This window comes from Mycobacteriales bacterium (genome assembly GCA_035550055.1).
Classification (GTDB): Bacteria; Actinomycetota; Actinomycetes; order JAFAQI01; family JAFAQI01; genus DASZTV01.
The window spans coordinates 37051-51614 of record DASZRO010000024.1; the positions used below are offsets into that span (position 1 = coordinate 37051).

Annotated in this window: 16 protein-coding genes and 1 pseudogene; 8 read left to right on the forward strand and 9 right to left on the reverse strand. The window is 70.0% G+C overall.

Annotation, left to right across the window (positions count from 1 at the left end):
* Genes VG899_03995 through VG899_04005 form a run of 3 tightly spaced genes read right to left on the reverse strand, consistent with a single transcriptional unit; the run spans nt 1 to nt 1660 of the window.
* Entirely contained in the window at nt 1–444 is a 444-nt protein-coding gene (locus tag VG899_03995; GenBank protein HWA65515.1) for a hypothetical protein, read from the reverse strand.
* Nucleotides 444–1136, reverse strand: coding sequence for a hypothetical protein (locus tag VG899_04000; protein HWA65516.1), 693 nt, complete (start codon nt 1134–1136; stop codon nt 444–446). The genes VG899_03995 and VG899_04000 overlap by 1 nt, the downstream gene beginning before the upstream one ends.
* 2 nt (nt 1137–1138) lie before the next feature.
* Nucleotides 1139–1660 carry a MauE/DoxX family redox-associated membrane protein gene (locus tag VG899_04005; GenBank protein HWA65517.1) on the reverse strand — a complete coding sequence of 174 codons (522 nt, stop codon included), beginning with the start codon at nt 1658–1660 and terminating at the stop codon, nt 1139–1141.
* Between the two features lie 63 nt (nt 1661–1723).
* Between VG899_04005 and VG899_04010 the strand changes: the two genes are divergently transcribed.
* Nucleotides 1724–2587, forward strand: coding sequence for a hypothetical protein (locus tag VG899_04010; GenBank protein ID HWA65518.1), 864 nt, complete (start codon nt 1724–1726; stop codon nt 2585–2587).
* On the opposite strand, the gene VG899_04015 is transcribed toward VG899_04010, so the two are convergent.
* From VG899_04015 to pdhA, 3 genes are read right to left on the reverse strand one after another with little or no spacing between them, the layout of a single operon-like run.
* Nucleotides 2512–3864 (reverse strand): dihydrolipoamide acetyltransferase family protein, encoded by a 1353-nt coding sequence (locus tag VG899_04015; GenBank protein HWA65519.1) that lies wholly within the window; start codon nt 3862–3864, stop codon nt 2512–2514. The two genes, VG899_04010 and VG899_04015, sit on opposite strands and share 76 nt — an antisense overlap.
* Nucleotides 3864–4841 carry an alpha-ketoacid dehydrogenase subunit beta gene (locus VG899_04020; GenBank protein ID HWA65520.1) on the reverse strand — a complete coding sequence of 326 codons (978 nt, stop codon included), beginning with the start codon at nt 4839–4841 and terminating at the stop codon, nt 3864–3866. Before VG899_04020 ends, VG899_04015 begins: the two co-directional genes overlap by 1 nt.
* Nucleotides 4841–5959: a pyruvate dehydrogenase (acetyl-transferring) E1 component subunit alpha gene (gene pdhA / locus VG899_04025; GenBank protein HWA65521.1), complete on the reverse strand. Its 1119-nt coding sequence runs from the start codon at nt 5957–5959 to the stop codon at nt 4841–4843. The genes VG899_04020 and pdhA overlap by 1 nt, the downstream gene beginning before the upstream one ends.
* Before the next feature lie 142 nt (nt 5960–6101).
* Here pdhA and VG899_04030 point away from each other — a divergent pair, with 142 nt between their 5' ends.
* The 7 genes and pseudogenes from VG899_04030 to VG899_04060 all read left to right on the forward strand — a co-directional run bounded on the left by VG899_04030 (nt 6102) and on the right by VG899_04060 (nt 11348).
* Nucleotides 6102–6548, forward strand: coding sequence for an NfeD family protein (locus VG899_04030; protein HWA65522.1), 447 nt, complete (start codon nt 6102–6104; stop codon nt 6546–6548).
* Between the two features lie 10 nt (nt 6549–6558).
* Nucleotides 6559–7419 (forward strand): annotated as a pseudogene (locus tag VG899_04035) (SPFH domain-containing protein).
* A 30-nt stretch (nt 7420–7449) separates the two neighbouring features.
* On the forward strand, nt 7450–8373 hold the full coding sequence (locus VG899_04040; GenBank protein HWA65523.1) for an LLM class F420-dependent oxidoreductase: 924 nt from the start codon (nt 7450–7452) through the stop codon (nt 8371–8373).
* Nucleotides 8370–9179 carry a thioesterase family protein gene (locus tag VG899_04045; GenBank protein ID HWA65524.1) on the forward strand — a complete coding sequence of 270 codons (810 nt, stop codon included), beginning with the start codon at nt 8370–8372 and terminating at the stop codon, nt 9177–9179. The genes VG899_04040 and VG899_04045 overlap by 4 nt, the downstream gene beginning before the upstream one ends.
* Nucleotides 9180–9319: 140 nt before the next feature.
* Nucleotides 9320–9865, forward strand: a complete 546-nt coding sequence (locus tag VG899_04050) for a SigE family RNA polymerase sigma factor (GenBank protein HWA65525.1) — start codon at nt 9320–9322, stop codon at nt 9863–9865.
* Nucleotides 9862–10533, forward strand: a complete 672-nt coding sequence (locus VG899_04055) for a hypothetical protein (protein HWA65526.1) — start codon at nt 9862–9864, stop codon at nt 10531–10533. The genes VG899_04050 and VG899_04055 overlap by 4 nt, the downstream gene beginning before the upstream one ends.
* A 239-nt stretch (nt 10534–10772) precedes the next feature.
* On the forward strand, nt 10773–11348 hold the full coding sequence (locus VG899_04060) for a class I SAM-dependent methyltransferase (GenBank protein HWA65527.1): 576 nt from the start codon (nt 10773–10775) through the stop codon (nt 11346–11348).
* A 34-nt stretch (nt 11349–11382) separates the two neighbouring features.
* Here the strand turns inward: VG899_04060 and VG899_04065 are convergent, their stop codons facing one another.
* Genes VG899_04065 through VG899_04075 form a run of 3 tightly spaced genes read right to left on the reverse strand, consistent with a single transcriptional unit; the run spans nt 11383 to nt 14445 of the window.
* Nucleotides 11383–12477 (reverse strand): prenyltransferase, encoded by a 1095-nt coding sequence (locus VG899_04065; protein ID HWA65528.1) that lies wholly within the window; start codon nt 12475–12477, stop codon nt 11383–11385.
* On the reverse strand, nt 12464–13198 hold the full coding sequence (locus VG899_04070) for a class I SAM-dependent methyltransferase (GenBank protein ID HWA65529.1): 735 nt from the start codon (nt 13196–13198) through the stop codon (nt 12464–12466). Before VG899_04070 ends, VG899_04065 begins: the two co-directional genes overlap by 14 nt.
* Entirely contained in the window at nt 13198–14445 is a 1248-nt protein-coding gene (locus VG899_04075) for a glycosyltransferase family 4 protein (GenBank protein HWA65530.1), read from the reverse strand. The genes VG899_04070 and VG899_04075 overlap by 1 nt, the downstream gene beginning before the upstream one ends.
* Between the last annotated feature and the right edge of the window lie 119 nt (nt 14446–14564).

Genomic DNA, 14564 nt, shown 5'->3' on the forward strand with positions numbered 1-14564 from the left:
TCAGGCCACCCGGACCGAAGGCAGCACCGAGTCGACGAGTTGGAGCAGCTGGCGACGGCGCCCGTTGCTGCCCAGCACCAGATAGAGGCAGAACGCCCGGCGCTTCAGATGGAAGAAGTACTGCGCCCCGCACTGCCCCGGAAGCGGCCGTTGCAGCTGGCGCGGGGAGAAGTCACTCGGCGCAGGGCGCGGGAAGCCGTCGCGCCGGAACAGCGGGGTGTGCGCCGCTTCCTCGTCGTGCTCGACGAGAGCGACGAAGACGTTGCGGTGGCCCATCGCCTCGACCGCCCCGGCACCGTAGTCGCCGCGCCCACCAGGTAGTGAGAAGTTCGCGGCGTGCAGGACGGGGAAGGTCTGCTCCCCGGCCCCGGCGGGACGTCTGAAGATCTGGACGTCCCATCCGCTCGGCGCGTCGACGGCAAGGCCGTGTGCGCTGATCCGCATCAGTCGCGGCGCCGCGTCGTCGCCGGAAAGAGGCTCGGGTGGCCGGGTCCGATGCCCGCCGCCGCGAGCTCGGCGTCGATGCGCTCGGCGTTGTCCCGGTCCGCAGCGGCGCTTCTCGTCGCCCCGGGTCCGAGCGCCTGCTGCATCAGGTCGAACACCTGAGGCCAGGTGGCCGCGGTGCCCTGACCGACGATCCGGCCCGTCTGACCCTCGACGTAGACGAAATGGGGAGACCCGGGCACTTCGTAGTCACGCCAAGCTGCATCGGAGCGGACGACCGCGAGATCCGAGCCCGCCAGCTGCGCGAGTCGGTCGGTGCTGTCCTCTTCGACCACCACGACGATCAGCCTCGCGCCGCCCGGCACCACGACCACGGCTCGGAACGCCTCCCAGAACGGGGCGCAGGTGTGACAGGTGGTCGACAGGAACGCAAGCAACGTGTCGCGGTCGACCCCGACCACCCCGAAGGAGAGCGCGTCACCGGCAACCGACAGCCCGGCAACGTCGCGACCGAGGGCGTCCGAGCCGATCTGCAGCAGCCGCGGCTGCGCTGCGGCGGGCGGCGCCGAATCGGTGTCGAGGCCGGCCTCGTGCAGGATGCGCAGGATGCTGGCGTGAGAGCGCAGCAGCCCGACCACGAGTACGACGACGAGCAACAGCACGACGCTTTCGCCGATCAACGCTGCCAGCACTGCTAACGCACCTGTCGAGGGCGCAACGCGGGAAGCAACGTGATCACTGCCCAAGCGCACCAGGCGGTGAGCATCGCGGATGCCAGCATGACGACCTGAGGCGCTCCGGGGTGCCCTTGCAGCAGGTCGCCGATGCCGGTGACCGGCCGAGCGATCGCGGCGCCGGCGGCTGCCGCCGCGATCGCACTCACGAGGACCAGGTGGCTCTCCGACGGCGGCGTCTGGTCGTTCGCCGTACAGCCACACGACGAGACCCCGCGACGAAGCAGCACCGTGAGCACCACGGCGAACCCGGCGTACATCAGGGCCAACGCGCCGTCGAGCCAACGACCACCCGCGACCACCGCAGCGCCACCCACCGCACACTCGCCGAGGCCTACCGCGACTGCGGCGGCGGGCGCTCGGCGGCTGATTCCCAGGCCGTGCAAGGCGATGACCGCTCCGCTCGGTCGGGCGACCTTCGAGACGCCGCTCGCCACGAGCAGGAGCGCGGCCCCGAGAATCGGAGCCGCTAGCGGTGACACAACCGGAACCTTAGACGGCAGTGGGATATAAACCGGTCCAACTCGGCCGTACAGGGGGGGCAGATGTCAGCCGTCGTCGGGATCGCTGTTGCGACGACCGTCACCGCCGCGGTCCGTGGGACGTGGTCGCCGTGCGGCGCCTCGATGTTGTCGACACTCACGCCGTTCGGGGAGCGCGCCCGCGGGCACCGCTACTGGTCGACCGCGGCCTGGTTCGTCGTCGGCGGCATCCTCGGCGGCACTTGCCTCGGCCTCGCCGGCGTGACACTGAGTCTCCTCGCCCGGTGGGCAGAGATGGGTACGACGACGGTGATGACGGTCTGCGCCATCTCCGCCGTCGTCACGCTGTCCTCGGATCTGCGACTCGTCCGGCTGCGCCTGCCGTCCCACCCCCGCCAGGTCGACGAGAACTGGGTCAACCGGTTCCGGCCGTGGGTGTACGCGACCGGTTTCGGCTGGCAGATCGGGACCGGCTTCGCGACCTACGTCATGTCCGCGATCACCTACCTGATGGTGGTCGCCGCCGCCCTCACGGCCCGACCGCTCATCGCGTGGGGGTTGGGCGTCGGGTTCGGCGCGATTCGGGGGCTGAGCCTGCTCACCGGATCGCGTCAGCACAACCCGGCGGCGGCACGGCGCTTCCACGCCCGGTTCGAAGCGTTGCGCCCGGTGTCGTGGCGGGTGGCGGTCGGCGTACAAGTCGCGGTCTTCGGGATCGCGTCGGCAACCGTCGGCAGCCCCGCGGTGCGTGCCGCGCTCGTCGCTGTCGGCGCGTTGACCGCGGCTCGCTGGCTACAGCGCAGCAGCACTTCGCTCGCCGCCAGTTGGCGCAGCCAACGCCGAGCCCGCGGTTACCCGAAGTCGACCATCCGCCAGGGGTCGACCAGCATGCCCGTGACGTCGGCGAGGAACTCGCTGCCGAGCTGACCGTCGACGATCCGGTGGTCGAAGGAGAGCGCCAGCGTCGTCACCTTGCGGATCGCCAGCTGCCCCTCGTGCACCCACGGCTGGTCGCGTACCGCGCCGAAGCACAGGATCGCGGACTCGCCGGGATTGAGGATCGGCGTCCCGCTGTCCACTCCGAAGACGCCGACGTTGGTGATCGTGATGGTGCCGCGTTGCATGTCCGCGGGAGCGGTCTTGCCCTCACGGGCAGTCGCCACGAGGCCGTCGAGCGCCGCGGCGAGCTGCGGCAGTGAGAGCGCCCCGGCGTCCTTGATGTTCGGGACGATCAAGCCTCGTGGCGTCGCTGCCGCGATCCCGAGGTTGACGTAGTCCTTGACCACGATCTCCTGCGCGGCCTCGTCCCAGCTGCTGTTGATCATCGGGTGCCGTCCGATCGCGATGATCAGCGCGCGGGCGACCAGCAGCAGCGGCGACACCTTGGTGCCGGTGAACTGCGGATGGTCGCGCAGCCGGCGTGCCAGCTCCATCGTCTCGCTCACGTCGACGGTGAGCCACTCCGTCACGTGCGGTGCGGTGAAGGCGCTCGACACCATTGCGGCGGCGGTCGCCTTGCGCACGCCCTTGATCGGGATCCGCTGCTCGCGGGTGGCCGGGTCGAAGTCAGGCCGCGGCGCCAGCGCGGTCGCACCGCGCGTCGGTGCCGGGGCACCCGCTGCGGCCTGTACGTCGTCGCGGGTGATCGAGCCGTTCGGGCCGCTGCCACCGATGCCGCGCAGGTCGACGCCGAGGTCACGCGCCAGCTTGCGTACCGGCGGCTTGGCCAGCACGTGGACCTGTGCCAGGCCGGCCGCGACCGGCGCCGGAGCCGGCGCGGCCACGGCTGGGACAGCGCCGGCCGCTGGGGCCGGCTTGCGCGGGCGACGCGCCAGATTGCCGGACTTCGGTCCGCTGCCGACCAGCACCTGGATCTTTTCTTCGCCGCCCGCCTTCGGCGCGTTCGGCACCAAGTCGCCGCCCTGGATGACGGGAGCCGCTTGGGTGGCCGCGGCGTCCCCGCCGCCGACCTCGAAGCTGATCAGCGGCAGCCCCACGTCGACGGTGTCGCCCTGCGGGTGATGCAGCCTCGTGACGACCCCGGCGTACGGCGAGGGGATCTCGACCGCCGCCTTCGCGGTCTCCACTTCGACGATCGGCTGGTTCAGCGTCACGGTGTCGCCTTCGGCGACCAGCCAGTTGAGGATCTCCGCCTCGGTCAGCCCCTCACCGAGGTCGGGCAGCAGGAACGTCTCGAGTGCCATCAGAAGCCCGCCGTCCGGTCGACGGCGTCGAGGATCCGATCCAGGTCCGGCAGGTAGTCCTCCTCCATCCGGGAGGCCGGGTACGGCGTGGAGTAGCCGCCGACCCGCAGCACCGGCGCCTCGAGGGAGTAGAAGCAGCGCTCGGTGACGCGCGCTGCGATCTCGGCGGCGAGCGAGGCGAACACCGGCGCTTCCGCGACGACGATCGCTCGGCCGGTCTTGCGCACTGAGGCGTAGACGGTCTCCCAGTCGATCGGCGAGAGCGCGCGCAGGTCGACCACTTCGAGCTCATGGCCTTCGGAGGCGGCGGCCGCCGAAGCCTCGAGGCAGGTCCGCACGCTGGGTCCGTAGGTGATGAGCGTGGCGTGGGACCCGGCGCGCGCGACGCGTGCCGACCACAGCGGATCGGGCGCGCGGTCGGTGTCGACCTCGGCCTTGTCCCAGTAGCGGCGCTTGGGCTCGAAGAAGACGACGGGGTCGTCACAGGCGACCGTCTGCTGGATCATCCAGTAGGCATCCGCCGGGTTGGAACACGTCACGACCTTCAGCCCGGCGGTGTGGGCGAAGTAGGCCTCGGGTGACTCGCTGTGGTGCTCGACCGCACCGATCCCGCCGCCGTACGGGATTCGGATCGTGATCGGCAGCTTCACGTTGCCCGACGACCGGTAGTGCATCTTCGCGACCTGGGTGACGATCTGGTCGAAGGCCGGGAACACGAACCCGTCGAACTGGATCTCGCACACCGGCCGGAAGCCGCGAATGCACAGCCCGATCGCGGTGCCGATGATGCCGGACTCGGCCAGCGGCGTGTCGATCACCCGTTCCTCGCCGAAGTCCTTCGCCAGGCCGTCCGTCACCCGGAACACCCCGCCGAGCGCGCCGACGTCCTCGCCCATGACGAGGACCTTGGAGTCGGCTTCCATCGCCTTGCGCAGCCCTTCGTTGAGGGCTTTGGCGAGGGTGAGGGTCGCGGTCATCAGCGGGCCACCGTCTCGGGCGCGACGTCGGAGTCGAACGACGCGAGGTAGGCGGCCATCTCCTCGCGCTCCTCGTCGAGCAACGCCGACCCGTCGGCGTACACGTGGTCGAACAACGACAGCGGCTGCGGATCGGGCAGCGCGAGACAGCCCGCGCGGATGTGCGCGGCGAGGGCGTCGGCGGCCTGGTCGACTTCCTCGAAGAACGTCGCGTCGGCGGCGCCGGAGCGGGACAGGTAGGCCTTCACCCGCTCGACCGGGTCCTTCAGCTTCCAGATCTCGAGGTCGGCCGCAAGCCGATAGCGAGTCGGGTCGTCGGAGGTGGTGTGCGCGCCCATCCGGTAGGTGTAGGCCTCGATCAGCGTGGGACCGCTGCCCTCCCGTGCCCGGGCGAGTGCGGCGCGGGTGACCGCGAGGACGGCGAGGACGTCGTTTCCGTCGACCCGCACCCCGGGGAACCCGAACCCTTCCGCGCGGTGATACAGCGGGATGCGGGTCTGCCGGGCCACCGGCTCGGAGATCGCCCACTGGTTGTTCTGACAGAAGAACACGACGGGTGCGTTGTAAGACGCCGCCCAGACGAACGCCTCGTTGACGTCGCCTTGGCTCGAGGCGCCGTCGCCGAAGAAAGCCATGGCCGCCGCGTCGCCACCGTCGCGCTGGATGCCCATCGCGTAGCCGGTCGCGTGCAGCGTCTGCGAGCCGATGACGATCGTGTAGAGCGCGAAGCCGTTGGCCTGCGGGTCCCAGCCGCCCTGGCTGACGCCGCGGAACAACCCGAGCAGAGTCACCGGGTCGACGCCCTTGCAGTACGCGACGCCGTGCTCTCGGTAGGTCGGGAAGGCGAAGTCGCGATCGGTCAGTGCGCGACCGGCGCCCACCTGCGCCGCTTCCTGGCCGAGCAGGCTGGCCCACAGGCCGAGCTGGCCCTGTCGCTGCAGCGCGGTCGCCTCGACGTCGATGCGCCGGACCAGGACCAGGTCGCGGTAGAGGCCCTTGATCTCCTCGTCGGAGACGTCGAGGGCGTAGTCGGGATGCTCGACGCGCTGACCCTCAGGGGTCAGCAGCTGTACGAACTCTGGGCCTTCTGATGGCTGCGGTAGCAGCGCTTCTGTCACGTGCACTCCTTGTGGGAATCCGGCTTCATCGTGACACGCATCACACGTGATGACTATGTGGGCATCCCACACCCGCGGCCCTCCGGCGGGTGCCGAAGTCACCAACGGTGACGCGACGCGCCGTACGCCTTACGCTTCCGCCGTGGACGCCTGGGTGATCTGGGCGATCGTCGCGGTGGCGCTGGCGATCGCCGAGGTGCTCACGCTCACCTTCGTCCTTGCCATGACCTCGGTGGGTGCGCTCGCCGCCGCGATCGCCGCGGCGGCCGGTGTCCCCGCCATCGGGCAGTGGATCATCTTCGGTGCGACTGCGGTCGTTCTGCTCGTGGCGGTGCTGCCGATCGCGAGGCGACACCTGCGTACGCCGCCGGCGATCCGCAGCGGCGCGGCTCGCATCGTCGGCACCCGGGTGATGTCGATCAGCCCGATCACCACCGCCGAGGGCGGACGGGTGCGGATCAACGGAGAGGCTTGGAGCGCTCGGCCGGACATCGACGGCTACGTCATCCCGGCCGGCCAGTGGGTCAACGTGGTCAAGATCGACGGTGCTACCGCGATCGTGCATCCGACCACCGAACCGATCGCTTAGGGGGACAGGAATGAACGCTGGCGCAGTCGTCGGCATCGTCGTCGCGGTACTGCTCATCATCGTTGTGGCGCGCTCGGTGCGGATCGTCCCGCAGGCGCGGGCCGGCGTGATCGAGCGACTCGGGCGCTACAACCGCACGGTCAACGCGGGCGTAGCGCTCGTCGTACCGTTCATCGACCGGCTCCGGCCGCTGATCGACCTGCGTGAGCAGGTGGTCAGCTTCCCGCCGCAGCCGGTGATCACCTCCGACAACCTCGTCGTCAACATCGACACGGTCATCTACTTCACGGTCACCGACCCTCGCGCCGCGACGTACGAGATCGCCAACTTCCTGCAGGCGATCGAGCAGCTGACCGTGACCACGTTGCGCAACGTGATCGGCGGCATGGACCTTGAAGGGACGCTGACCAGCCGCGACCAGATCAACGGCCAGCTGCGCGGCGTGCTCGACGAGGCGACCGGCCAGTGGGGCATCCGGGTCAACCGGGTCGAGCTGAAGTCCATCGACCCGCCGGCCAGCGTGCAGGAGTCGATGGAGAAGCAGATGCGCGCCGACCGGGAGAAGCGCGCGGCGATCCTGACTGCCGAGGGCACCAAGCAGGCCGCCATCCTCAACGCGGAAGGGGAGAAGCAGGCCGCCATCCTGTCGGCGCAGGGGCAGCGGGAGTCGGAGATCCTGCGCGCCGAAGGTCAGGCGAAAGCGATCGAGACGGTGTTCAACGCGATCCACGCCGGCAACCCGGACGCGTCGCTGCTGGCCTACCAGTACCTCGAGTCGCTGCAGAAGGTCGCGTCGTACGGCAACACCACGATCATCGTGCCGAGCGAGCTCACGACCGCCATGCAGAAGATCACAGAGGGCTTCACCAAGTCCGAGTAGTCGGGCCGGTAGCGTCGGCTCGTGGCTGACGCCGGTTCGGACCTGAGCGACTGGCCCGCGCGGCTGGGCCGGGTGGGCATCTGGACCGGACAGCTCGACTTCTCCAGCGCCGAGGTCGTCCGCGACGTCGCCCGCGAAGTCGAGGCGCTCGGCTACCGGGCGCTGTGGACGGGCGAGGCGGTCGGGCGCGAGGTGCTGAGCGCCGCCCAGCTCCTGCTGTCCGCGACGTCGTCGCTCGTCGTCGCGACCGGCATCGCCAACATCTGGGCGCGCGACGCGCTGGCCACCGCGGCGGGCCAGCTGGCGCTCGGCGAGGCCTATCCGCAGCGGTTCGTCCTCGGCATCGGCGTCTCGCACAAGCCGCTGCTCGACGTACGCGGCGAGGACTACCGCACGCCCCTGACCTTCATGCGCGACTACCTCGACGGGATGGACTCGGCGTACGGCGTGTATCGCGCCGTGCTGCCCGCAGAGCGGCCGCCGCGACTACTCGCGGCACTGGGTCCGAAGATGCTGGCGCTCGCCGCCGAACGCGCCGACGGCGTCCACTCCTACTTCGTGCCGCCGGAGCACACGGCGCTCGCGCGCGAGGTCCTGGGTCCGGAGCGTCTGCTCGTGCCCGAGCAGGTGTGCGTGGTCAGCGAGGATCCGTCGGTCGCCCGGGAGATCGCACGACGCCACACCTCGTCGTACCTGCGACTGTCCAACTACACCGCCAACCTCCAGCGGTTCGGCTTCGAGGAATCCGACTTCGCCGACGGTGGCAACGACCGGCTGGTCGACACGATCTGCGTCTGGGGTTCGCCCGACGCGATCGCCGCGCGCGTCAAGGCCCATCTCGACGCCGGCGCTGACCATGTGGCGCTGCAGATCCTGGTCGACGACCGCCGCGGGCTGCCGCGGCGGGAGTGGACCGAGCTCGCCCCGGCGTTGTTGTCGCTGTGAGCCAGTTCCAGGCCGAATCGGCGGTCCAGCGACGCGCGGACGGCCCGGCGTACGACGCCTCGCTGAGCCCGCACTGGGCGATCGGTGGCAAGCCGAACGGTGGCTACACGCTGTCGATCATCGCCCGCGCCGCATGTGACGCGGTCGGTGCCGCACACCCCATGGCGGTGTCCGCGCACTACCTGCGAGCGCCCGACTCCGCGGCAGCCGAGGTGCGCACCGAGGTGGTGCGGACCGGTCGGCGGGTGTCGACGGCGAGGGCGACGTTGTGGCAAGGCGACAAGCCGCAGATCGACGCGCTGGTCAGCACCGGCGAGCTGCATGCCGGCCCTGCCGAGTACGCCGCACGCCAGGCACCGGACATGCCCCCGCCGGAGGAGTGCGTACCGCCCGGGACGGAGAAGTTCGTCCTCGAGATCTTCGACCGCGTCGACCTGCGTATCGACCCGGCGACCTCGCCCTTCCCGAAGTTCACCGGCGACCCGACGATCCGCTACTGGTTCCGGCTGCACGACGGTTCCGAGCCCGATCCGTTCTCGCTGCTCGTCGCCGTCGACGCAGCACCCCCGACCGTGTTCAACCTGCAGCGCTACGGCTGGGCGCCGACCGTCGAGCTGACCGTCCTGCTGCGGGGCCTGCCGGCGCCGGGCTGGCTGCGCTGTGAGTCGACGACCCGGATGATGTCCGACGGCTGGTTCGACGAGGAGGCGTCGGTGTGGGACTCGACCGGCCGCCTGGTCGCCCAGTCCCGCCAGCTGGCCTTGGTCGGCCAGCGCCCGGACAAGCCCTCCCCCGGTTCGAAGTAGCACACAACCACCCACCGGAACCGGACAGGAAGCGCGGAACCCGTACAGATCGGCTCGGGTTGTGTGCTACTTCGAACGGGGAGGCAACCTTGGCGGCTTCGTCGTCGTACCAGGACGGGGAAGACAGACGGAGGTAGCTGGTGGCAACCGACCGCGACGAGGAGTACCGCGCGTACGTCGTGGCCCGACGGGCCTCGCTCGTGCGCACGGCGACCTTCCTGGCCTGCGGCGACCATCACGTCGCCGAAGATCTCGTCCAGACCGCGCTCATGCGGATGTACGTCGCATGGCCGCGGGTGCGCCAGGACACCGTGGACGCCTACGCCCGCAAGGCGTTGGTCAACGCGCTGATCGACACCAAGCGTCGCGGCTTCGCGCGCCACGAGCACTCCCGAGCTGAGCTTCCCGACGTCGCGGCGCTGGAACCACCGGCGCCGACCGACACCGAGCACGCCGTGTTCGCCGCCCTCGCCGCGCTGCCGGCGCGGATGAGGGCAGCCGTGATCCTTCGGCACCTGAGCGAACTGACGGTTGCTGAGACCGCGGAGGCACTCGGCTGCAGCGAGGGCACCGTGAAGAGCCAGACCTCCCGAGCCCTGGATCAGCTACGGGAGTCACTGACCGCCGCGGGGTTGCCGCTCGGCGCCCGCGATCACGACGTACCAGCGACTGCGAGGACTTCATGAGTGACATCACCGACCTGTTCCGGCGAATCGGCCCGGACGGCACCAGCATCGCCGCCGACGCGACCGTCGACGGGGACCTGACGCGGGGCCATGCCGCCCTCGTCAGGGCACACCGGCGTTCCGTCGTACGCCGCTCGATGGTCGCGACCGGCGGGTTGGTCGTGGCCGCGGTTGTCGCGGTGACCGCGACCCAGCTCGGCGGCAGCAGCCCGACGACCAACGCTGCCCCGCGCGGACCGGCTCCCATCGTGAGCGCCCACCACGCGAGCGCGGTGAAGCTCGTCGACTGGACCGGGGCACAGCTCAACGGCTTCACCGTCGACGAGGTCCCGGCCGGCTGGCACCTGTCGACGTCCACCCAGTACGCGTTGCTCATCACCCCCGACGGGTCGACGGACGACGATCCGGACGCGTTCGTGGGCAAGCTTGCCGTCTTGACCTCCTCGGTCGACGAGCACGGCCTCGGCAGCGGCGACCCGGTGACGGTCAACGGCCAGCCCGGCCGGGTCGACCTGCAGGACGGCACGCTGCTGCTGCGCTACAACGACCCGAACGGGTTCGGCGTCGACATCCAAGCCCCGCCGGCGCTGCACTGGACCGACGCCCAGATCGTGGCGTTCGCCGAGGGTGTCCACGTGACCGGCAACGCGGTCCACAGTCACGGGTAGACCGTCATCAGGGGCGGGGTCAGGCATCCGCTGCGCGGGCATCTGACGCCGCCGTCGGCGGTTTGGCTGGCCCTAGGGAATCACTGATCAATGCCGTCCGTCGCGAGCGGGCGACGCGCAGCAGGACATGCATTGATCAGTGATTCCCTAGTGTCTACAGCGTGGAAGATCCCGCGGCCGTTGCGCCCGAACGCATTGATCCTCGCCTGAAGCAGGTCGCCGACGAAGCCAAGGGCTTCATGCCCCTGGACGAGGCCGAGGCGTTGTACGACGCGGCGTGGGCGGTGGCGCCGTACGGTCCGATCCTCGAGATCGGGACCTACTGCGGGAAGTCCGCCACCTGGCTGGGCGCGGCGGCAGCGGCGCGCGGCGGCACCGTGGTCACGATCGACCACCACCGGGGGTCCGAGGAGAACCAGGCCGGCTGGGAACACCACGACGCCGAAGTGGTCGATCCCGAGACCGGGTTGATGGACACCCTGCCGTTCTTCCGCCGGACGATGCACGCGGCTGGTCTGGAAGACACCGTCGTCGCGGTGCTCACCAAGAGCCCGACCGCAGCCGCGCTGTGGTCGACGCCGCTGGCGATGCTGTTCATCGACGGCGGCCACGCCGAAGAGCACGCGCAGGCCGACTACACGAACTGGTCCGGCTTCGTGATGCCGGACGGCGTGCTCGCGATCCACGACGTGTTCGAGGACCCGGCCGACGGCGGGCAGGCGCCGTTGCACATCTACCAGCGCGCGATCACCGACGGCTTCACCGAGGTCCGGCACGTCGGCAGCCTCAGAGTCCTGCGGCGTACCTCGAAGTGACGGGCGACAGGGCGTAAGTAGGAGTCGGTCGCGACTAGTGCGAGGTTGCGCGCTCTTCGCAGCCGCAGGCGACCGCTTCGAGGCGGACCGGCAGCGGGAGCTCGTCGGCCCGGAAGATCCCGGAGGCAGGGGTCGCGCGAGACAGCGCGTCGGCGGCCAGTACGACGGCGGCGGCGGTCCATGTCGACTGCTCGGCCGGCCAGTTGACCTGGGCCTCGAACTGCCAACCGGTCCAGTACGACCCGTCCTCGGCACGCAGATGCTGGATGTCGGCGAACATCTGCAGCGCCTCTTCGGTCAGGTCGACGGTGTCGAGTGCCATCACGCACTCCGCGGTCTCCGCCCCGGTGACCCACGGTTCGTCGTCGACACATCGGATGCCCAGACCCGGTACGACGTAGCGGTCCCAGCGAGTCTTGAACCGTTCGATGGCAGCGGCGCCGCGCAGCGCCCCGCCGAGCACCGGGTAGTACCAGTCCATCGAGAAGCGGTCCTTCTCGGCAAAGACCTCAGGGTGCTCGGCGATCAGGTGCCCGAGCCGTCCCGCCGCGATCTCCCACTCCGGCTGAGGCTCGTTGAAGTGCTCGGCGAGACGCAGCCCGACCCGAAGCGACTGGTAGGTCGACGAGCAGCCGGTCAGCAGCGGACCGCCGTCACGCTCCTCACCGTCCTTCGTGACCGACCAGGCGATCTCGCCGCGATCGGTCGCGTACGACGTGACGAAGTCCAAGCCCGCGCGCACGTGCGGCCACATCCGGTCGAGCTCGGCGTCGTCGCCGGTGATCAGGTAGTGGTGCCAGGCCCCGACGGCGATGTAGGCGCACTGGTTGGTCTCGATCGTGTCGTCCTCGACGACCCCGCCGGTCCGCTTCGACACCCACGAACCGTCCGGGAGCTGGGTACGGCGCAGCCACTCGTAGGCCTCGGCGACCGGCTCGGTGAGGCCGGCGACGGTCATCGCCATGGCACCTTCGATGTGGTCCCACGGATCGGTGTGCCCGCCGACGAACCACGGGATCGCGCCGTCCGGCTCCTGCGCGCGGGCGATCGACTCCGCGGTCGCCACGATCTGCTCGGCGCTGATGATGCCGGCCACCGCCGGGATTGCCGTCGCGCTACGCCGCGGCATGGGCCGTCTCCGAGGATGCCGCCGGCTTGTCCGCGTAGACCACGAGGCTCTTTCCCATGACCGGGTTGAGCAGCTTCTCCGCCGTACGCGTCAACCAGGGCGCCGACATGATGTCCCACACGAGCAACTTGTTGTAGGTCCGCGACGGCAGGCTCTCGCGGCCGAACGTGCAGTTGAGCCACCAGTACGGCGAGTGCAGCGCGTGTGCGTGGTGCTGGCTTCGCGGCACCAACCCGGACTCGGTCAACCGTGCCTTGAGCTGGTCCCCGCGGTAGATCCGGATGTGGCCCCCGGGCACGTGCTGGTACTCCTTGGGCAGCGCCCAGTTCAGCTGCTCCGGCCACCACCGCGGCACGGTGACGGCGACGCGACCGCCCGGCTTGACCACCCGCGCGATCTCCGCCATCGCACGCTCGTCGTTCGGGATGTGCTCGAGCACCTCCGCGCAGACCACCGCGTCGAAGGCGCCGTCGGGGAACGGCAGCGCCAGGATGTCGCCGCGGGCGACCGTCGCCGACGAGCCCTCGGGCGCCTCGCCACCCGTGGCCATCGCGTAGAACATCGTCTGCACCTGGCGCAGCTCGTCGAGGCTGTAGTCGAACGCGACGACCTTGGCGCCGCGCCGCAACAGCTCGAAGGCGTGCCGACCACCACCGCAGCCGAGATCGAGGACGCGGTCGCCGGGGTTGACCGGGAACTGCTCGAAGTCGACGGTGAGCATTACTTCCGCGCTGCCTCTGCCGCCTTGCGCTCGATCGCCTCGGTGTAGACCTCGACCATCGACTCGGCGACCCGGCGCCAGGTGTAGGACGTCTCGATCCGCTTGCGGCCGGCGGCCCCGATCGCGTTGCGGCGCTGGTCGTCGTCGAACAGCGCCGAGAGCGCGTCGGCGAGTTCCTCAGGGTTGCCCGGCTCGACCAGCACCCCGCTCTTGCCGTCAGTGCCGACGACCTCCGGCAGCGCGCCACCGGTCGTCGCGATCAGCGGAGTGGCGCAGGCCATCGCTTCGACCGCCGGAATCGAGAACCCTTCGTACAGCGACGGCACCACGGCCACTTCGGCCGACCCGAGCAGCTCGGCGATCGCGTCGTTGGACAGTCCGGAGACGAAGCGGACGGTGTCGCCGAGATTGAGGTCCTTCACCGCTCGCGCGACCGGACCGTCCGGGTTCGGCTTGCCGACGACGACCAGCTCGACGTCGTGCCCGGTGCGGAGCTTGGCGACCGCCTCGAGCAGCACCTTGACGCCCTTGATCGGGGAGTCCGAGCTGGAGACCGCCACGATCCGGCCGCGCACCCGCGGGGCCTTCGGCGGGCGGAAGGTCAAGGTGTCGACGCCGATCGGCACGACCTTCATGACGCCCGGGTCGACCTTGAAGTCGCGGGCGATGTCCTGACCCGAGTTGGTCGAGACCGTGACGATCGAGGACAGCTGGCTTGCGACCTTGCCCTGCATCTTCGTGAAGCCGTACCAGCGCCGCTTGCCGAGCTTCTGGCGGATCCCCTGCGCGTTCTCGATCTCCACGACGCGGTCCACGCTGACCGGGTGATGGATGGTCGCGATCAGCGGCAGGATCTTCTGGATCTGGAGCATGCCGTAGCCGAGCGTCTGGTTGTCGTGGACGACGTCGAAGTCGGCCACGCGGGCTTTCAGGAGACGGGCGGCGCGCAGCGAGAACGTCAGCGGCTCGGGGAACCCGCCGGTGCCCATGTGCAGGAACTCGAGCACGTCGATCCAGTCGCGGTACTCCTTCGGCCGCGGGATCCGGAACGGGTCCGGCTCGCGGTAGAGGTCGAGGCTGGCCAGCTTGGTGAGCGACGGGCCGGCGTCGAGCTCCGGATACGGCTGGCCGCTGATCACCTCGACCCGGTGGCCGAGCTCGACCAGCTCACGGGAGACGTGGCGGACGTAGACGCCCTGGCCGCCGCAGTGGGGCTTGCTGCGGTAGGACAGCAGCGCGATCCGCAGCGAGGCGGGGTCAACCGATCGGGGGAAGTCGTCGACCACGGGGTTGCCGCACCTCGCTCCTAGGCGCGCAACCGCGCGACGTTAACAGGCGCGACCATTCCGCGCACGGACCCTGAATG